Source organism: Cobetia sp. MC34 (assembly GCF_018340035.1).
Classification (GTDB): Bacteria; Pseudomonadota; Gammaproteobacteria; order Pseudomonadales; family Halomonadaceae; genus Cobetia; species Cobetia amphilecti.
In genome coordinates, this window is record NZ_JADPPY010000006.1 from 19,918 (window position 1) to 39,385 (window position 19,468).

The window sequence follows — 19,468 nt, forward strand, 5'->3', positions numbered from 1 at the left end:
CGGAGTGATCCCATGACCGAGATGAGCGCTCGAGCGAGCCAGCGTACCCGGATCAAGATCTGTGGCTTGACGCGAGAGCAGGATATCCGCGACGCCGTGGCAGCAGGGGCCGATGCGCTGGGCTTCGTGCTGTGGCCGGGCAGCAAGCGTGCGGTCGATGTGGCGCGTCTGGCCGAGCTTGCCGCGTGCGTGCCGGCCTTCGTGACGCGGGTCGGCCTGTTCGTGGATGCCAGCGGCGAAGAGATTGCCGCAGCGGCACCGCATCTCGATCTGCTCCAGTTGCATGGCAATGAGACGCCGGAGCAGTGCCGGGCGGCTGGGCGGCCCTATATCAAGGCGTTGCGCATGCGTGACGGGATCGATCTCGCCGCGCAGGCGGTGCGCTACCATGACGCGCGTGGCCTTTTGCTGGATGCCTATCGTCCCGGCGTGCCCGGTGGCACCGGCGAGACCTTCGACTGGTCGCGTATCCCGGCCGATCTGCCGCTGCCGGTCATCCTGGCCGGTGGTCTCGAGTCAGGCAATGTCGCCTCGGCGGTGGCGCAGGTCGCCCCTTACGCGGTCGATGTCTCCGGTGGTGTGGAAGCCGCGCCCGGCGAGAAGAGTGACGAGCGCATGCAGGCATTCTGTCAGGCAGTCCGCCAGCAGCGCTGATTTGCCGGCAAGCGTTGTGGCCCTTGCGTTGCTTTCGTCCCAAGCGGCGAGGGCCGCAACGCTCAATTGGCATCTCGCACTACCCGCAAGGGGGGCGAAGCCGCTACAATGACCCCCAGAATTCGGAAAAGTGGCCGTACGACCAATGGGTTGCACGGTCTTTTCCATTGGCACTGCCCTGTGATGGTAGCTGCCCGCCATATTGCCGGGGCGTGAACGCCCTGGAATATGTGCCAACTCGCATGGCCGCCGACAGTCGTCGAGCGGTGCCCAGAACAGCAGCAAAACGGAAGCCTCCCCACCATGAGCTGGCTTGACAAGATTGTGCCGTCAATGAGCCGTATCCAACGCAAGGATCGGCGTACCTCCATTCCTGACGGCCTGTGGCGTAAATGCCCCAAGTGCGAAGCAGTCCTGTACCTTCCGGAGCTGACCAAGCACGACAACGTCTGCCCGAAGTGTGACCACCACCTGCGTCTCACTGCGCGTGCGCGTCTGTCCTGGTTCCTCGACAGCGAAGGCCGCGAGGAAATCGCGGCGGATCTCGAGCCGGTCGATCGCCTCAAGTTCCGCGACTCCAAGAAGTACAAGGATCGCCTGAGCGCTGCCCAGAAGCAGACTTCCGAGAAGGATGCGCTGGTCGCCATGCGCGGTGCTCTCGCCGGTCAGCCGGTCGTGGCCGTGGCCTTCGAGTTCAGCTTCATGGGTGGCTCCATGGGTGCCATCGTCGGCGAGAAGTTCGTGCGTGCAGCAGAGCTTGCGCTGGCCGAGAACATCCCGCTGGTCTGCTTCGCCGCCTCCGGTGGTGCTCGTATGCAGGAAGCCTTGTTCTCCCTGATGCAGATGGCCAAGACCTCCGCGGCGCTTGAAAAGCTCAAGCAGGCTGGCGTGCCGTACATCAGCGTGCTGACCGATCCGGTCTTCGGTGGCGTGTCTGCGTCGCTGGCGATGCTGGGCGACCTGAATGTCGCCGAGCCGAACGCCCTGATCGGCTTTGCCGGTCCGCGTGTCATCGAGCAGACCGTGCGCGAGAAGCTGCCGGAAGGCTTCCAGCGCTCCGAGTTCCTGCTCGAGCATGGCGCCGTCGACATGATCATCCACCGCCGCGAGATGCGTGAGCGCCTGTCCAGCATCCTGCTCAAGCTGCAGGGCATGCCGGTCAACGCCGCCAACCTGCCGGTCGCGGATGCGGTCGTCGAAGAAGAATCCGTCGAGGCGGATGCGACTGTCGAAGCACCGGCCGAGCCGCGCTCCGCCGTGGACAGCGTGCTCGACGAGACCTTCACCAGCGAGAAGCCGCAAGGCGAACGTCGCGATGGCTGAGCAGGGCTCCGCCCCGGCAAGCTGCAGCACCGATGAGGTGCTGCAGTCTTCCTCATTCCCTCCGCTGGATGCCGCTTCGTGGCAGCTTTCCCCCCTGCATGATGCCGTGCCGCGTGGCCTCTCGCTGGATGAGTGGCTGACGCGCCTCGAGCATCAGCACCCCGTCAGTATCGATATGGGCCTTGCCCGAGTGCTGTGCGTGGCCAGGCGTCTCGGTCTAGTCGGGGCGGGTGCGCGTCGGCTCGGTGGCCGCATCATTACCGTGGCGGGCACCAACGGCAAGGGCTCGACGGTTGCCATGCTCGAGGCGCTGGGGCGTGCCCACGGGCTGAGCACCGCCACCTATACCTCTCCGCACCTGCTGCATTACAACGAGCGTCTGAGCTTCAATGGCCACGATGTCAGTGATGCGGCATTGGTCACGGCCTTCGAGCAGGTCGATTCCGCGCGCCACTCCGGGCTGTCGGCCAGTGGTGAGCCGGTGGATGACGAGGGCGTGATCAGCCTGACCTACTTCGAGGCCGGCACGCTGGCCGGGCTGTGGCTGATCGCTCAGCAGCAACCGCAGCTCGCGATTCTGGAAGTCGGCCTGGGCGGGCGTCTGGATGCCGTCAACATCATCGACTGTGATGTCGCGATGATCATCACGGTCGCACAGGACCATGCCGCGTTTCTTGGTACCGACCTCGAGAACATCGGCTTCGAGAAGGCCGGTATTCTGCGCGCCGGCAAGCCGGCCGTGTTCGGCTCGGATGTGCTGCCGTCCAGTTGCGCGGCGCATGCTCGCACGCTGGGTGTCACGCCGCAGGTGCTATGGCAGGACTTTCGCTGGCAGGCCGCGGCTGAATTTGTAAATGGCAATGTGAATGGCAGTGTGAAGGGCAGTGTGGATGGCAGCACGGACCATTCGGCTGCCTCGCAATGGCAATGGCAGCGCCTGTCGGCACCGGCGCTGACATTCGATGCGCTGCCAGACCCGGGCTTGCCGCGTGACAATGCGGCCAGTGCGATGAATGCTCTGGTCGAGGCCGGTATCGAGCTCAACGCCGAATGCGTGCAGCAGGCCATGGCGAGCGTCAAGCTCAAGGGGCGCATGCAGTGGCTGACTCGTCACGGGCGTGACTGGTGTCTGGATGTCGGCCATAACCCGCATGCCGCGAGTTATCTGGCCAGTCGTCTTGCCGCTCATGACCTGCGTTGCTCGCGGGACCCTGCCACTCAGCCGCGGCGGGCGTTGCTCGCCATGCTGGGCGACAAGGATGCCGCTGGCGTGATTCAGGCGCTGGCCCCGGTGGTGGACGGCTTCGTCGTCGCCACCCTGGATGGCGAGCGTAGCCGCCAGGCCAGTGAGCTTGCCGCCGTGGTCCGCCACTGTGGTGGTGAGGTGCTGGCGGAGTGCGAGACGGTCACCGCTGCAGCCGAATGGTTGGCACGCGAGACGAGCGCTGGAGAAGTATTGGTCTGTGGTTCCTTCTTCACGGTCGGTGAAGCATTGATGTGGCTCGACGCCCAGGCCTGATGCAGGCCGGCGGCGGGTCCGGGATTTCGGGTGCAAGGGAGATGTCACAATGAAATATGGCAAACGCGAGCGAATCAGCGGTGCGGTCATCCTGCTGGCGTTGGGGGTGATCTTCATCCCGATGCTCTTCGATGAGCCGCCGGCCCGTGATGAGCGCCCGAGTCCGGTGATGACGCTTGGCAAGCCGGTGGATATCGATCGCTCCAACGTCGATGAGCCGCAGCCGCCCAGTGAGCTGAAGATCGGCACGGATGTGCCGATCACCTTCGTCGACAGCAACGGCAAGGTGCGTGACAGTGACCCGGGTGCTGGCAGTGACAGCGGTTCCGAGTCCCAAGGCCGTGTCGCCGAGGCCGAGCAATTGTCGCCGCCCCGCTCTGTGGCCAGCAGCGAGCCGCAGTCAAAGCCGGAACCGGAACCGGAACCGGAGCCCGCTGCCAAGCCGGAGCCCAAGCCTGCTCCCAAGGCTGAACCCAAGCCCGCGCCCAAGCCTGCGCCGAAGCCTGAGCCGAAGCCTGCGGTTGCCTCGAATGCGCCGTCGTCTTCCGCCGGTGGCTGGGCCGTGCAGGTCGGCAGCTTCGGTGACCCGGCCAACGCCGAGCGTCTCCAGAAGGAGCTGCAGGGCAAGGGTTTCGCGGCATACCGGATCCCGCGTGGCAGCAAGTTGACCGTTGTCTTCGTCGGCCCGTACAAGTCCTCCGAGATCGGTGAGTCCGCACGCTCGCGCCTGCAGCAGCAGGTCAATATCAAGGGCCTGCTGGTACGACGCAAGGAGGGTGAGTGAACGAGCTGGTCTGGATCGATTGGCTATGTCTGGGCCTGATCGGTATCTCGGTACTGCTGGGGCTGATGCGGGGCCTGCTCAGCGAGGCCCTGGGCCTGGCGGGCTGGCTGGTGGCACTGGTCGCGGCACGCCAGTTCGGCGCCGAGGTGGGAGGCCTGCTCGAAGAGATGATCGTCTCGCCGGGCATCCGTACCGCGGTCGGCTTCGTGCTGGTGGTGATCGCGAGCGTGCTGATCTGGGGGCTGATGTTGCGCCTGCTGGAACGCTTGATTCATGCGGTCGGCATGGGCGGCTTCAATCGTCTGCTCGGCGGTGTGTTCGGCGCCTTGCGCGCGGCGGTCATACTGGTGCTGATCACCGCCGTGGTGGGGCTGACGCCCCTGCGTGACAGCGCCGACTGGCAGGCCGCCCAGTTGCGGCCGACGCTTGAGCAGCTGCGCGACTGGTCGTTGGCTCGCTATCGTGAATGGGATACGGGCGGTGACTGGGGGCAGAGCGTGTCGCTGCCGGATTCCACCAGTGGCTCCCGGCTCAAGCAGCAGGCCAGCGGTCTGATCGACAGCGCCCAGCGAGAAGGGCGTGCGTTGAGCGACAGCCTCAGCCAGCAGGCGCTGCAGTCGTTCACGCGCCAGGATGCCACGCAGGACCAGCCCTCGCTGGAGGCGTTGCTCAGGGGCAGCACCGCTGGCGAGGCCGCAAGCCGCAATGCGGGTGGTGAGCAGTGACAGGCAAGATTTTCAGCGCCGGGCATCGTGGCCCGGCGTTGTCGTTTTCGGCATTCGGCACGCGTTGCTGAAGCCTCATGCGGGGCAGTCGAAGGGGTTGACCCATCGGTCAGGTGTTGCCTGCATGGGGGGCAGGCCTGACAATTGCGCCGTGTGAGCACTCATATTGCCATATGGACGGGCGCCGGCAGTCGCCAGCGTGCGCTTCCCTATCCAAGTGTGTATTAGTGAGGTAATGACGGGATGTGCGGGATTGTAGGTTTGATGGCCAACGCCTCGGTCAACCAGGCGCTGTATGACGCGCTGACCGTATTGCAGCACCGCGGGCAGGATGCCGCGGGCATGATGACCTGGCACGAAGGTCGTTTCCTGCTGCGCAAGAGCAATGGTCTGGTGCGTGATGTCTTCCGCACTCGTCACATGCAGCGTCTCAAGGGCAACATGGGGATCGGCCATGTTCGCTACCCGACCGCCGGTTCCTCCAGCGAGGCGGAATCACAGCCGTTCTATGTCAACTCGCCTTACGGCATCACGCTGGCGCACAACGGCAACCTGACCAACTCCGACCAGCTCAAGCAGGAGTTGTTCTCCTCTGATCTGCGTCACATCAACACCAGCTCCGATTCCGAGGTGCTGCTCAACGTCTTCGCTCACGAGCTGGGCAAGCAGGGCATGCGTCTGGGCGCCGGTGATGTGTTCGATGCCGTGCGTCGTGTGCATCGTCGCTGCAAGGGCGGCTACGCGGCCGTCTCGATCATCAACGGCACTGGCCTGGTCGCTTTCCGTGATCCGCACGGCATCCGTCCGGCGTGTTTCGGCAAGCGTGACTCCGCCGAAGGCGTCGAGTACATGATCGCCTCCGAATCCGTAGCGCTCGACGTCGCCGGCTTCGAGCTGATCCGTGACCTGGCCCCGGGTGAAGCGGTATTCATCGACATGGAGCGTGAGCTGCACACCCTGCAGTGCGCGGATGACCCGGTTCTCAAGCCGTGTATCTTCGAACACGTCTACCTGGCGCGTCCGGATTCCCTGCTCGACGGCGCCTACGTCTACGGCACCCGCATGCGCATGGGCGAGAAGCTGGCCGACAAGATCGTGCGGGAATGGCCGGAGCAGGACATCGATGTCGTGATTCCGATCCCCGATACCTCGCGTACCTCCGCCCTCGAGCTGGCCCAGCATCTGGGAGTGACTTACCGCGAAGGCTTCATGAAGAACCGCTATATCGGCCGTACCTTCATCATGCCGGGGCAGACACTGCGCAAGAAGTCCGTGCGTCAGAAGCTCAACGCCATCGATATCGAGTTTGCCGGCAAGAACGTGCTGCTGGTGGATGATTCCATCGTGCGCGGTACCACCTGCAACGAGATCATCCAGATGGCGCGCGAAGCGGGCGCCAAGAACGTCTATTTCGCGTCGGCAGCACCGGCGGTTCGCTATCCCAACGTCTACGGCATCGACATGCCGGCGGCGGAAGAGCTGATCGCCCATGACCGTACCGAGAAGGAAATCGCGGACCTGATCGGCGCTGACCGTCTGTTCTATCAGGACCTCGACGACCTGAAGGACGCCTGTCGTGAAGTCAATCCGGCGCTGGATGAGTTCGATTGCTCCGTGTTCGACGGCGTCTACGTGACCGGCGATATCGACGAAGCCTATCTGAACGACCTGCGTGCCTCGCGCAACGATGGCGCCAAGAGCGCCGGCGAGACCCACGCGGTGGTGGATCTGCACAACGATTCGGAAGATCTCGACTGATCCGGCTGCCTGTCATCCTCGGCAGGCAATCACGCGATGAGCGAACCGCAACGGGCTCCGGAGAAATCCGGGGCCCGTTGCGCGTTCAAAACCGGTAACATTGGCGCATCGCTTTTCCTTCTTCTTGCTGTCTACGCGACCGAAATGCTGAAGACGCGACATGTCACAGCGGCGCGTGACGCTGGATCGTGATTCACAGGGCAGTAGATTCCATCAGTAGAGGTACTGGACACCATGCACGACGACAATCTTTCCCGCGCCGGTCTTTCTCGCGATGAGCTGGGCCTCGAGACGCTCGCCATCCGTGCCGGTCACCTGCGCGGTGCCGAGCAGGAACACGGCGAGCCCATCTACACCACCTCAAGCTTCGTCTACGGCAGCGCCGCTGAGGCCGCAGCCAAGTTCGGGGGCGATGAAGCCGGCAACATCTACTCGCGCTTCACCAATCCGACGGTGCGCTTCTTCGAGGAGCGCCTGGCGGCGATGGAAGGCGGTGAGCGTTGCGTGGCAACCAGTTCCGGCATGGCCGCGATCATGTCCACCGTGCTGGCGTTGCTGGGATCCGGCGATGAAATCGTCGCGTCGCGTTCCATCTTCGGTTCGAGTGTCAGCCTGTTCACCAAGTACTTCGGCAAGCTGGGCATCACCACGCGCTTCGTCGAACTGAAGGATCTGGATGCCTGGCGCGACGCGATCACGCCGGCCACCAAGCTGTTGTTCGCCGAGACGCCGTCCAATCCGCTGTCCGAGCTTGGCGATATCAAGGCATTGGCGGCGCTGGCCCATGAGAACGACGCCTGGCTCGCCATCGACAACTGCTTCTGTACGCCAGCCCTGCAGCGCCCGCTGACGCTGGGCGCCGATATCGTCATCCACTCCGCCACCAAGTATCTCGATGGTCAGGGCCGGACGCTGGGTGGTGCCGTGGTGGGAAGCTCCTCGTTGATGGAGGAGGTCTATGGTGTGGTGCGTACCTGCGGGCCGTGCCTGAGCCCCTTCAACGCCTGGGTCTTCCTCAAGGGCCTGGAGACGCTGAACATTCGCATGGAAGCCCACTGTGCACGCGCGCTGACGCTGGCACATTGGCTGGAATCGCATCCGGCCATCGAGCGGGTGCATTACTCCGGACTTGAGAGCCATCCGCAGCATGAACTGGCCAAGGCCCAGCAGAAGGCCTTCGGTGCGGTGCTCGGGGTGGTGGTCAAGGGCGGCCGTGAGGCGGCTTGGTCGGTAGTCGATGCGACGCGCATCCTGTCGATCACCGGCAACCTGGGCGACGTGAAGACCACCATCACGCACCCGGCCACCACGACTCACGGTCGCTTAAGCGATGACCAGAAAGCTGCCGCCGGCATCGAAGAGGGCCTGCTGCGTATTGCCGTCGGCCTGGAAGATCTCGACGACATCAAGCGTGATCTGGCGCGCGGACTTGATCGCCTCGCGAGCTGAGTCCCGTAACGCCTGCCTTTGCACACCAACGCCCGGTTCTGCCGGGCGTTGGTGTCTCTGGACAATTTCGCTGGTGTTGCCCGCAAGGGTTGGCGTCCGTTCGGGCACTGGTTAAGCTCTTGCTCAAAGAACCTGCCAGCTCGATGGTCAGGTGGAGACTGTCATCAGGAGCATCTCATGTGGCGTAATTCTCGACGGGGCTGGGGCTGGCCTGTCATCGTGATGCATTGGCTGTCGGCGCTGGCCATCGTCGGGCTCTTCGCGCTGGGCTGGTGGATGACGTCGCTTGGCTATTACGATGCCTGGTACCAGCTCGGTCCGTGGTGGCATCGCTCGGTCGGGGTGATATTGCTGGTGCTGACGCTGGTGCGGCTTGCCTGGCGCTGGAGCCAGACGACCCCGCAGGCGCACGGCACGCGCAATGAACAGCGCGCGGCGCTGGTCGGGCATGTGCTGCTCTACGTGCTGATGCTGGTGGTGATGATCTCGGGTTACCTCATTTCCACCGCTGACGGGCGTGGCATCAAGGTATTCGATCTCTTCGAGGTGCCGGCAGTGATCTCGGGGCTGAAGGATCAGGCATCGCTGGCAGGTGAGGTGCATTGGTATGCTGCCTGTGTGCTGATCATCCTGTCGCTGGGGCATGCGGCGGCAGCATTCAAGCATCACCTGCTGGATGGGCAGGATACGTTGCGGCGCATGATTCGGCCGCTACGCTGACGAAAAGGAAGGCGTTGGGTACGCTCGAACGCCAGATGTGACGAAACCTCTCAAGGAGCACCAACATGAACAAGACATCCTTCCTCGGCAAGTCACTGGTGGCAGGTCTCATGGCGGCGTCGTTGCCGCTGATGGCGGGTCGGGCACAGGCCTCCGATTACACGATCGATACCGATGGCCAGCACGCCTTCATCCAGTTCAAGATCAGTCATCTGGGCTATTCCTACGTGCTGGGGCAGTTCAAGGAGTTCAGTGGTGATTTCTCCTATGACCAGGGCAAGCCGGAAGATGCCAAGGTGTCGGTAGAAGTCAATGTCGATAGCCTGGACAGCGCCCACGCCGAACGCGACAAGCACATCAAGTCGGCCGACTTCCTGGATGTCTCCCAATATCCGACGGCGACCTTCACCTCGACCGGCTTCGAGTCCACTGGCGATGGTTCCGGCAAGCTGAAGGGCGACCTGACGCTACACGGCCAGACGCAGCCCGTGACCCTGGATGTGGATCATATCGGCGGCGGTGAAGACCCGTGGGGCGGCTACCGTCAGGGCTTTGAAGGCACCACCACGCTGAAGCTCGCCGATTACGGCATCGATACATCCAAGCTTGGCCCGAATGCGGCCACCGTCGATCTGTATCTGGTCATCGAAGGCATCCGCCAGTAAGGACGGCAAGCGCAGGGCACTGGTGCTGATTTCAGCACCGACAGCGTGCACTGACGCCGTGGATTGAGCGCAAGCGCTCTGCAACCCCACCCCATGCCTCTCGACACAAACGCCCCTGCCAATCGGCAGGGGCGTTTGTGTTTGTGCAAGGCGCTCGCGTCACATGGGGCGTCGTTCAGGCGTCAGCCGCGCAATGCCAGATAGCCGCCTGCCCCGATCATCAGGCCGCCGGCGCTGCGATTGAGGCGTTTGACTGCCTTCGCCGAGCGTAGATAGCGGCGGACACGCCCGGCGAGATAGCCCACCGGCACCACACCCAGCAGCAATGCGCTCAGGTTGAGTCCGGCGGCGATCACGATATCGCTGCCGGACAGCCGGGTGATATCCATGAAGGTGGGCAGGAAGGCGATATAGAACAGGATGACCTTGGGGTTAGAGGCCGAGATGAGAAAGCCCTGCAGAAACCCTTTCCACCAGTTGCCGCGTAGCCTGGGCACCTCAGCTTCCTCCAGCGTCGGTGAGCTCGTCCATAACTTGTAGCCGAGATAGAGCAGGTAGGCGGCGCCCAGGATACGGATGACCACGAAGACTTCGCCCCAATGCGTGGCCAGTGCCGACAGGCCGAACACCGCCGCCAGCATGTAGCAGACATCACTGAGACTCATGCCCACGGCCATCGGCACGCAGGCATTGCCTCCCTGGCTCATGCCGCGCGCCAGCAGTGCCAGGATGCCAGGCCCGGGGGTGATGCCAAACAGGAAGATGGCAATGAAGAAGGTCAGCCCGCTTTCAAAGGTCATGAGAGGTCCCTGATGCATAGAGGGGAGGGCAGCGCCGCCAAAGCGACGATGCAATCAAGCGCGTCTCGACGACAGGCGAGAGTGCCAAGCGCAAGACCCCAGAGTAATGCAAAGCGCGGCGGTGCGGGAGAGCAGAACAAGAGGAGGGGGTGAAGGAGGAAAAAGCGAGAACAAGGAAAGGCTGAAGAGATCAGAATGAAGAAGAGAGAAGAGAGAAGGGAGAAGAGAGAAGAGAGAAGAGAGAAGAGAGAAGAAGGAAGAATCGTGTAACAGGGCAGATGCATGATTCAAGGCAAGCGCGAACGAAGCGGGCGCTCTGTGGCATATAAAAGCGCCAGCCGGTGGCCCGGCTGGCGCTGGGTGCTGCACATGCACGTTTTCGTCGGCGCGCATCTTGTGACAGTGCGTCACCTGATGGCAGGTTCTCCTTCTTCTTTCCTGCATCTGACGCCATGAGGCTCGGGCGCTCAGGTACTCAGGCACTTGGGTACTTAGATACTCAGGTGCTCAGGTGTTCAGGCGCTTGGGCGCTCAGGGATTCAGGCGCTCAGAACAGGGTTTCACGTATCGGGGGGCATCGGCATCGTGGCTTCTGCGCGGCGGGGCTTCAGATGAGACGACGCCGCAAGTTGCGATGCGTCTCGCTGCGATGGCTCGCGAGCAATCCGTTGCTCACTCGCAGTCGTTGAGGACGGCGTCCGGGAAATGACGACGCAGCATGCGGTTCTGGAACTCGTCGATGAACGAGCAGTTGATGATGATGATGAAGCGCTCGAAGTGCTCGCCGGCGTTCTCCTGGGTGATGGAGCTGACACTGTGGAACAGCTGGTCATCATGGATATGCAGGACCTCGCCCGGTGCCAGCTCCGTAGTGGTCAGCAGCTCTTTGCCTGCCTTGTCCTGATAGAGGGTGTTGATGGCGCCGCTGACATTCTCGCGGTTGAGCACCAGGATGCTCAGGTACTTGCAGCCATCGGCGTGGATGCCCTGACCCTGGAGAGGATCGATGGTGCCATCACCGCGTACGCCGGTGATCTGCATCAGGATCGGTTCACGCGGGCCGATACCCCACATGTCGGCCCAGGCCTTCACGAAGGCGCGCACATCCTCGCGCTCGGTGAAGCTCTCTTCCAGCGGTGCGTAATAGCGCAGACGGTCAGCCATGCTGGCGGCGTCATTGAACTTGCCGCCCTGCGCCATCGGACATTCGCCCAGCGTCTCGACTTCATGCTGGTCGTTCAGGTGCAGCCAGGACATGCGCTTCCAGCGGGTGTTGACATAGGGGTCACGCGGCAGGTCCTTCAGGAAGCCCTGCCAGGCCTCGAGGTCGATCTGGGAGGTGATGGATGCCTTGCTCCAATGCTGGCGTGCCAGCTCCTCGTGGACTGCCTCCGGCCAGTACTGCGAGGCAAGCGGCAGGCGCAAGGGGGTGGTGTCCGTCTTGGGGGTCGGGTAGTGCTCCACCAGGCCGCCCTGTTCCAGGGTGATCTTGCGGGAAGAGTCGGCCAGTTGACGTACGCCACGATTTGCGATGTTCATATGAAATTCCTCGACGTTTTGTGCGCTTGGGCGCAAATGGAAGGTGTTGCGTTGGCAACGTCGAGGAGAATGGGAAGGTGCGCACGAGATAGTCAAACCCGTACCATGGCGGTAACACGCTAATCTCGCGCAAGTATCATCAATATGGGTACATGGCCAATATCGAGGTATGAGTAATCTAATCGACTGGTATTATGTAAGTCATTGACGCTATTCTTCGCCCTTTGCAGACGAGCAGCGCAACGCAGGTTCAGGCCGCCTGGCACTGCATGAAGCGTTGAGGATAGTTATCGAGAGGCGCTGCAAGACGCTGGGTTTACGCGCAGCAGACCCTTAGACTTTTCTCATGACGACAAGAACTCGTTCTGCGTGTGAGAGAACTCGTTCGAAGTGACATTCCGTCACGAGTTGATCTGCCCCGCCGAAGTCCGGCGAACAGGCGAAGGACGGCAGCGGAGGTATCCTTCAACATGGCTAAAGGGTTCCGCCAGGCCAGCAGGGCCGCCGGAATATTGTGCTCTCGTCCCGTCATCATTGCCGTGGTACTGACGTTGATGGCGGTGGTGATGTGGGGCCAGAGCATGCTGGGTCGATGGCCAACCGCGTTACTGATGGTGATTCTTGGCGCAACTGCGGGCATCATGCTATCTCGCAAGCGTCAGGTGTCACATCATCAGCATACGCAGGAGGCGGTCATGCAGACGAGTATGGTTGGCCTCTCGACCAGCAAGGGACTTCCCGTCAGTGATCAGCGCTTTCGAGAGCTGTTGGAAAGTCTGCCGCGCGTCGCCGTTCAGGGCTATGACAGCCAGCGCCGCGTCATCTACTGGAACGAGGCCAGCGAGCGGCTATACGGCTATAGCGAGCAGGAAGCTCGTGGGCGATGCCTGGAAACTCTGGTGATCCCGGAGACGATGGCAGATGTCGTGGTGGACGCACACCATGCCTGGGTCTCTCAGGGTATCGAGATCCCCTCCAGTGAACTTGAGCTCAAGCACAAGTCAGGCGCTCCCGTGCCTGTCTTTTCCCACCATGTGATGTTGGGAGAGCGCACTGACAACCCGCTGATGTTCTGTATCGACATCGATCTGGCGGGTGAGCGCAAGGTCCAGCGTGATCTGGATTACATGACGCGTTTCGACCCCCTGACGGAGCTGCCCAATCGCCAGACCTTCGAGAGCGAACTCGGCGAGGCGCTCAGTGAATGCCAGCGTCATGACGACACCCTGATGGTGCTGTTTCTCGATATCGATCATTTCACCGAGATCAATGACACCCTCGGTTACGAGATGGGTGACCGCGTCATCCGTAGCGTGGCCAAGCGTCTGCAGGGCTTCCAGCGCAATCAGGATCTGCTCTCGCGCTTTGGTGGCGATGAATTCGTGCTGGCGATGCCACGTCTGGATTACGAGAGTGATGCCCTGTCGGTGGTCGAGCGCATTCGTCAGGACTTCCAGCGACCCTTCGAGATCGAAGGGCGCCAGCTGTTGCTGCGTCTGAGTATCGGCATCAGCCTGTATCCCGAGAATGGGAGCGAGGCGGCCGAGCTGGTGCGCAATGCCGATGTCGCCAAGCATCGTGCCAAGCTGGCCGGGCGCGATGGCTATCAGTTCTTCAATCAGGAAGTCCGCAACGAGATGCTGCATCAGCACCATCTGGCCGGACGCCTGCAGGCGCTGTTGAATCAGGATGGCGGTGGGGAATTGTCGCTGCATTATCAGCCGCAGGTGGCGGCGCGCAGTGAGCGCATCGAATCCTTCGAGGCGCTGCTGCGCTGGCATTCTCCCGAGGGCTATATTCCGCCCTCCGATTTCGTGAAGGTCGCCGAGCGCACCAACCTGATCGAGCGTCTGGGAGACTGGGTCATCCGCCAGGCGTGTCGTCAGCAGGCCGAATGGCGCGCCATGGGGCTGAAGGGCTACCGGATCGACATCAACATCTCCGGGCGCCAGGCCATCAGTTCGGATGTCTTCACCCGCCTTGAGGCCTATGTCGAGGAATACGGGCTGACACCGCGGGACATCGGTATCGAGCTGACCGAGAACGTGTTGATCGATGCCGATATCAAGGTGCGCGACAGCCTGCGGGCGCTCTACGATCGTGGCTACAAGATCGCCATCGATGACTTCGGCACCGGCTATTCCTCGATGAGCTATCTCAAGTTGTTGCCCGTGACGGCGCTCAAGATAGATCGCTCCTTCGTGATCGAGTGTGCCCAGGAACCCAAGGATCGCGCCATCATGGAGGCCACGGTCTTCCTTGGGCATCGCCTCGGGCTGGAGGTGGTCGCGGAAGGGGTGGAGAACGAACAGCAGCTGGAGTTGCTGCGCGAGATGCGTTGTGACCTGATCCAGGGCTATTACTTCTACAAGCCGATGGCGGCCACGGATATTCAGCGCCTGTTACTCGGTGGCAACAATCCGCCGAATCGCGCCTCGGGGGCCCTCGCCTCGGACAAGGGCGCTGCAGCCCCTGGCTGTCACTGATGCCGGTCGGCCATGCGAGCGAATGATGGTGCTCCTCCAGCAAAGGTCTGTTGCTGTTTGGGCCCTTTTTTGTTCGCGGACTAAAAGATATGATGCTGACAGTTGAAACGCGTCAGGCCGTCACCCTTCATCTCGAGTCCTCCATCTCGGATAAGGATTGACCACCTGACGTGAAGTCTTCGAGTCGAGCCAGCCATGGCTCCTCGATCATTTCTGCCGAGGGTGGCTGCGTCGTTCAATGCGCAGGGTTGTTCGCCCATCCTCGCTTCCAGCCTGCGTTGCAGGTTGCGATGGTTCCTTGAGCGGATTCACGATCTTTCCGGCGCTATCCTCTGGATACATGTCCGGGCAAGCCAGTCCTTGTGACTGGCTTTTTTTATGCCTGTCACAAAGTGTGGCGGCTAGTGGGGCGGAGCCGTCGCCAGTTCCCGGGCGAGCCATTCGCCCAGCGCCTCGGCATGTGGGTGGCGAGCACGAGCGCGGCCGACCTGCGGCAAGGTCAGCGTCAGGCATGCCTCGGTCTCGACGAACCCCCAGGGGGCCACGAGACGCTTGCTGCGCAGGTCTTCCTCCACCAGATAGTCCGGCGCGATGCCGACGCCCAGCCCGACCAGTGTCGCCTCGAGCAGGTAGTTGAGGTGCTCGAAACCTTGCGCGTAATCAAGCCCCTCACTGGATAGCCCCTGGCGTGAGCACCAATCCGGCCAGGCTTGCGGGCGTGATCGGGTATGCAGCAGGGGCAGGCCCAGCAGAACCTCGGGGGAAGGGGGGCTGGATGCCTCGTTCAGCCACTCACTGTCGGGCCGCAGTACGGGCCCGATGCGCTCGGTGCCCAGCACGCGCGTCTCCTGATGCTCGGCGTCATCAAAGGGCGGCGTCTGGAAGCGCAGGACACCGTCCACGCCATTGCGCAGCCCTTCGTTGTCATCACTGGCGGTCAGGTGCAGCTCGAGTTCCGGCAGGGCGTCCTTGAGTGCTCCCAGTCGCGGAATGAACCAGCGTGCCAGAAACGACCCCGGGCAGCTCAGCACGAAGGGCGCCCGCGCATCACTGCGTGCCAGTGCTCCGCACACGCGTGCCAGGCCGCCAAGGTGATGACGGGTCGCGGTCGCCAGCTCACGGCCGGCCTGTGTCAGCGTCAGGCCACGCCCGGCACGATCGAACAGGCGTGTGCCGAGTGCGTCTTCCAGCTGGCGGATCTGACGGCTGACGGCGCCGTGGGTCACATGCAGCTCCTCTGCGGCGCGCGAGGCGCTCTCATGGCGAGCCGCCACATCGAAGGTGCGCAGGGCATTGAGGGGAGGCAGTAGCTCGGTGCGCTCCATGGTGTGTCTCCTGAGCAAGTGCTGGGCGAGTGCTGGACGTGTCATTGGCATGGAAAGGGTGGCTGCGCGGAAATGACCGTCTCGACCATCTGTGAGATTTTCTCACACATCTTGGCGAATTTATCGTTTTTCTTCCAGTGCCTGCAGCGCTAGGATGATCACCATATCGCTGGCCCCGCAGATGCCTTGCGCAGTATGTGAGACCAGCCACTGACACGATTCGAGGAGTTCAGCATGAGCCAGACGACTGCTACCCCCAGCCTGCGCCAAGGGCCTGATGCCAAGGGTTTCTTCGGTGATTTCGGCGGCCGCTTCGTTGCCGAGACGCTGATGCCGTTGATCCTGCACCTGCAGCGCGAGTATGAAGCCGCCAAGCAGGACCCGGCATTCGCCGAGGAGCTGGCTGGCCTGTCCGCGGACTATGTCGGCCGCCAGAGCCCGCTGTATTTCGCCGAGCGCCTGACCGAGCAGCTGGGCGGCGCCAAGATCTATCTCAAGCGTGAAGACCTGATGCATACCGGGGCTCACAAGATCAACAATGCGCTGGGCCAGGTACTGCTCGCTCGCCGCATGGGCAAGCAGCGCATCATCGCCGAGACCGGTGCCGGCATGCACGGTGTGGCGACTGCCACCGTGGCGGCGCGTTTCGGGCTGGACTGCGTGATCTACATGGGCTCCACCGATATCCATCGTCAGCAGCCCAATGTGCAGCGCATGCAGCTGCTGGGCGCCAAGGTCGTGCCTGTCACCGCCGGTGATGGCACGCTGAAGGACGCCATGAACGAGGCGCTGCGTGACTGGGTCACCAACGTCGATGACACCTTCTACATCATCGGTACCGTGGCCGGGCCGCACCCGTACCCGCAGCTGGTGCGTGACTTCCAGTCCATCATCGGTCAGGAAACCCGCGTGCAGCTGCAGGAGAAGGAAGGGCGTCTGCCAGATTCGCTGGTCGCCTGCATCGGCGGCGGTTCCAATGCCATGGGCCTGTTCCACCCGTTCCTCGATGAGGAAAGCGTCGAGATCATCGGTGTCGAAGCCGCTGGTGAAGGCCTGGAAACTCCGCGTCATGCCGCCAGCCTCAAGGGCGGCCTGCCGGGCGTTCTGCATGGCAACCGTACCTTCCTGCTGCAGGATGAAGAGGGACAGATCGGCGATGCGCACTCCATCTCCGCCGGTCTCGACTATCCGGGTATCGGTCCGGAACACGCATGGTTGCATGACATCAAGCGTGCCGAATATGTCGCCGCGACCGACCAGGAAGCGCTGGACGCCTTCAAGATGCTGTGCCGTCTGGAAGGCATCATTCCGGCGCTGGAGTCCTCCCATGCGCTGGCGGAAGTCATCAAGCGTGCACCGGGCCTGCCGAAGGACCACCTGATGGTGGTCAACCTGAGCGGCCGTGGTGACAAGGACATGGCCACCGTGACTCATCACCTGGCCGACGAACTGGGCCTGAACCCTGACGGCGAGTAAGCCCGGGTCTGTCACGTGTTGCCCGGCGTCAGAGTCGTCAGTCGCTGATCGAATCTGAGCGCCCCATGCCTTCTTCACCTGCAGCTGTCATCGATGCCTGCAGGCCAGCAAATTCGGAGTCTATTGATGAGCACTTCCGCTATCGACACTACTGCCAGCAGCCGTCTTGACCGTCGCTTCGCTGCCGTGCGCGCCGAGAATCGTGCCGCGCTGGTGACCTACATCACTGCGGGCGACCCCGGCTACGATGCCAGCCTCGCGACCTTCCTCGGCATGGCGCACGCCGGCGCCGATGTCATCGAGCTGGGCATGCCGTTCACGGACCCGATGGCCGATGGTCTGGCCATTCAGCATGCTACCCAGCGTGCCCTGAAGGCCGGCCAGACCATGGACCGCACCCTGGCGATGGTCAGCGAGTTCCGCAAGCGCGATCAGGACACCCCCATCGTGCTGATGGGCTACTACAACCCGATCTATCGTCGTGGCGTGAGCCGTTTTCTCGAGCAGGCGAGCGAGGCCGGCGTCGACGGCCTGATCGTCGTCGATCTGCCGCCGGAGCACGATGACGAGCTGTGCGTCCCGGCCAGCGAAGCGGGCATCAGCTTCATTCGCCTCGCTACGCCGACCACCGACAGCGAGCGTCTGCCGGGTGTGCTGGCCAACACCTCGGGCTTCCTCTACTACGTCTCCAGCAATGGCGTGACCGGCGGCGCGGCACCGACTGCCGAGAAGGTCGAGGCCGAGGTCGGTCGCATTCGTGAACATACCGATATTCCGGTCGCGGTCGGCTTCGGTATCCGTACCGCTGAACAGGCGGCGCGGATCGGGCGTTTCTCCGACGGTGTGGTGATCGGCTCTGCCTTGATCGACCTGCAGGCCAATGCCGAGACGCCGGAGCAGGGTACTCAGGCCGTGCACGCCCTGACCCGTGAACTGGCTGATGCCCTGAAGACCGCGCGTCAGTGATCATTGGCTAGCGGCCAGCATGCCCCTCGCAGGGGCGATAGTTAGATAGATAGATAGACAGCAACGCCTCGAACCTTGTTCGGGGCGTTGCTGTTTGTGGGGCGCGCGCTATCGGCACGACGCGGCGTGTCACGTCCATCGCCTCGTTCTTACTCTCGCTCTCGCTCTTGCTTTCATTCTTGTGAAGCGCGCGCTGGCAGGATCTCGGCCAACCAGTGTGCTATCCGCCCACGTACCTGCTCACTGTCGTGCCATTGCAGCAGCAGGTGGGGTGCCTCGGGCAGGTAATGAATCTCGAGCGTATCGCGTGAGGCGCTCGGCCAGTCGCTGACCAGTTGCTCAATGGCCACCCTGGGCACGGTCTCATCGCGATCACCGTGCAACAGCAGAGTGGGCGGCAGTCGTGTATCAGCAGAAAGTGCTGCGATGTCATCGCTGGCGTGATCCGTGAAGCGGATCAGGCCGTAATAGGCATCAAGGCGCACGGAATGCACGACGCGGGAATCCTCGGCCAATCGTCTGGCGGCCGCGGGCTTGAGTTCTCCTTCGGGGTACCTGCGTGGTACCTCCACGCTGGTCGCGGGGATCAGGTGCGCCGCCGTCCAGAGCCCTGCGTTGTACAGATAGCGCCAGCGGATACCGCCGCGGACGCCCGGGGCGGCGAGCAGGCTGCCATCGATCGACAGCGCCGGGTGCTGGGCGAGGGCATTGAGTATCACCGAGCCGCCCATGCTTTCGCCCGCCACGATCAAGGGGAGGTCCGGGTGGCGCTGGCGCAGTACCGTGATGGCGTCCACCAGGTCCTCGACCAGCAACGGGGTCTCCGGCCATCGCCCTTGCTGGCTGGACTCCCCGAAACCACGTTGGTCATAGGCGTAGGTCACGATGCCTTGTCCGGCCAGCCACGGGCCCAGATCGGCATATGCCAGGCGGAAGTCGCCGTAGCTGTGCAGGCCAAGCAGCATGGCGCGTTGAGGGGTTGCCTGCGCAGGTTGCCAGGACTCCCATGTCAGCGACGTGGCGTCGCGGGTCACGAGATGGGGTGAGGCGGAGGATTCATCAAGGTAAGGGGCCCGGTGGATGTCATTGGCCGCAAGGTAGTGCGGCCCGCATCCCGAGAGCAGCATGCAGAGTGTGACTGACACAAAGGGCAGCAGAGCGTTCAAGGAGTGGCTCTCCGTGGCGAATGGCGTGATGTGTGTACTACGCCCGACGCTGCCGAGTGGATCATGCTGTCAGGGCATCTGAAATGTGAGCGCTGTCAGTGTTGTGGGAGTGA

At 62.7% G+C, this 19,468-nt stretch carries 17 protein-coding genes; 13 read left to right on the top strand and 4 right to left on the bottom strand.

What is annotated here, in order from left to right:
• Positions 1-21: 21 nt before the first annotated feature.
• From IZU87_RS04905 to IZU87_RS04945, 9 genes are all read left to right on the top strand, one after another.
• Complete coding sequence (locus tag IZU87_RS04905; RefSeq protein WP_213113930.1) at positions 22-654, top strand: phosphoribosylanthranilate isomerase; 633 nt, start codon at positions 22-24, stop codon at positions 652-654.
• A 303-nt stretch (positions 655-957) separates the two neighbouring features.
• Positions 958-1,977: an acetyl-CoA carboxylase, carboxyltransferase subunit beta gene (accD, locus tag IZU87_RS04910; protein ID WP_213113867.1), complete on the top strand. Its 1,020-nt coding sequence runs from the start codon at positions 958-960 to the stop codon at positions 1,975-1,977.
• Entirely contained in the window at positions 1,970-3,496 is a 1,527-nt protein-coding gene (locus tag IZU87_RS04915) for a bifunctional folylpolyglutamate synthase/dihydrofolate synthase (RefSeq protein ID WP_213113868.1), read from the top strand. The genes accD and IZU87_RS04915 overlap by 8 nt, the downstream gene beginning before the upstream one ends.
• 49 nt (positions 3,497-3,545) lie before the next feature.
• Positions 3,546-4,280 carry an SPOR domain-containing protein gene (locus IZU87_RS04920; protein WP_213113869.1) on the top strand — a complete coding sequence of 245 codons (735 nt, stop codon included), beginning with the start codon at positions 3,546-3,548 and terminating at the stop codon, positions 4,278-4,280.
• A complete protein-coding gene (locus IZU87_RS04925) occupies positions 4,277-5,005 on the top strand; it encodes a CvpA family protein (RefSeq protein ID WP_052384892.1) in 729 nt (242 codons plus the stop codon). The genes IZU87_RS04920 and IZU87_RS04925 overlap by 4 nt, the downstream gene beginning before the upstream one ends.
• 243 nt (positions 5,006-5,248) lie before the next feature.
• Complete coding sequence (gene purF / locus IZU87_RS04930; RefSeq protein WP_043336916.1) at positions 5,249-6,763, top strand: amidophosphoribosyltransferase; 1,515 nt, start codon at positions 5,249-5,251, stop codon at positions 6,761-6,763.
• Between the two features lie 234 nt (positions 6,764-6,997).
• On the top strand, positions 6,998-8,212 hold the full coding sequence (locus IZU87_RS04935) for an O-succinylhomoserine sulfhydrylase (RefSeq protein WP_213113870.1): 1,215 nt from the start codon (positions 6,998-7,000) through the stop codon (positions 8,210-8,212).
• A 177-nt stretch (positions 8,213-8,389) separates the two neighbouring features.
• Positions 8,390-8,932, top strand: coding sequence for a cytochrome b (locus IZU87_RS04940; protein WP_153635333.1), 543 nt, complete (start codon positions 8,390-8,392; stop codon positions 8,930-8,932).
• A 65-nt stretch (positions 8,933-8,997) separates the two neighbouring features.
• Positions 8,998-9,597: a YceI family protein gene (locus IZU87_RS04945; protein ID WP_213113871.1), complete on the top strand. Its 600-nt coding sequence runs from the start codon at positions 8,998-9,000 to the stop codon at positions 9,595-9,597.
• A gap of 182 nt (positions 9,598-9,779) precedes the next feature.
• On the opposite strand, the gene IZU87_RS04950 is transcribed toward IZU87_RS04945, so the two are convergent.
• Positions 9,780-10,397: a LysE family translocator gene (locus tag IZU87_RS04950; protein WP_213113872.1), complete on the bottom strand. Its 618-nt coding sequence runs from the start codon at positions 10,395-10,397 to the stop codon at positions 9,780-9,782.
• A 282-nt stretch (positions 10,398-10,679) separates the two neighbouring features.
• On the opposite strand from IZU87_RS04950, the gene IZU87_RS04955 reads away from it, so the two are divergent.
• Positions 10,680-10,853, top strand: a complete 174-nt coding sequence (locus IZU87_RS04955) for a hypothetical protein (protein ID WP_213113873.1) — start codon at positions 10,680-10,682, stop codon at positions 10,851-10,853.
• A gap of 216 nt (positions 10,854-11,069) precedes the next feature.
• Here the strand turns inward: IZU87_RS04955 and IZU87_RS04960 are convergent, their stop codons facing one another.
• Positions 11,070-11,936: a 2OG-Fe dioxygenase family protein gene (locus IZU87_RS04960; RefSeq protein WP_084589647.1), complete on the bottom strand. Its 867-nt coding sequence runs from the start codon at positions 11,934-11,936 to the stop codon at positions 11,070-11,072.
• A 695-nt stretch (positions 11,937-12,631) separates the two neighbouring features.
• Here IZU87_RS04960 and IZU87_RS04965 point away from each other — a divergent pair.
• On the top strand, positions 12,632-14,422 hold the full coding sequence (locus IZU87_RS04965) for a putative bifunctional diguanylate cyclase/phosphodiesterase (RefSeq protein WP_225347763.1): 1,791 nt from the start codon (positions 12,632-12,634) through the stop codon (positions 14,420-14,422).
• Between the two features lie 401 nt (positions 14,423-14,823).
• Here the strand turns inward: IZU87_RS04965 and IZU87_RS04970 are convergent, their stop codons facing one another.
• Entirely contained in the window at positions 14,824-15,747 is a 924-nt protein-coding gene (locus IZU87_RS04970) for a LysR family transcriptional regulator (RefSeq protein WP_213113874.1), read from the bottom strand.
• A gap of 234 nt (positions 15,748-15,981) precedes the next feature.
• Between IZU87_RS04970 and trpB the strand changes: the two genes are divergently transcribed.
• Together trpB and trpA are read left to right on the top strand one after the other, a co-directional pair.
• A complete protein-coding gene (trpB, locus tag IZU87_RS04975) occupies positions 15,982-17,223 on the top strand; it encodes a tryptophan synthase subunit beta (RefSeq protein WP_054554923.1) in 1,242 nt (413 codons plus the stop codon).
• A gap of 126 nt (positions 17,224-17,349) precedes the next feature.
• Positions 17,350-18,189, top strand: a complete 840-nt coding sequence (gene trpA, locus IZU87_RS04980; protein WP_213113875.1) for a tryptophan synthase subunit alpha — start codon at positions 17,350-17,352, stop codon at positions 18,187-18,189.
• A gap of 173 nt (positions 18,190-18,362) precedes the next feature.
• Here the strand turns inward: trpA and IZU87_RS04985 are convergent, their stop codons facing one another.
• Positions 18,363-19,154, bottom strand: coding sequence for an alpha/beta fold hydrolase (locus tag IZU87_RS04985; protein ID WP_213113876.1), 792 nt, complete (start codon positions 19,152-19,154; stop codon positions 18,363-18,365).
• Between the last annotated feature and the right edge of the window lie 314 nt (positions 19,155-19,468).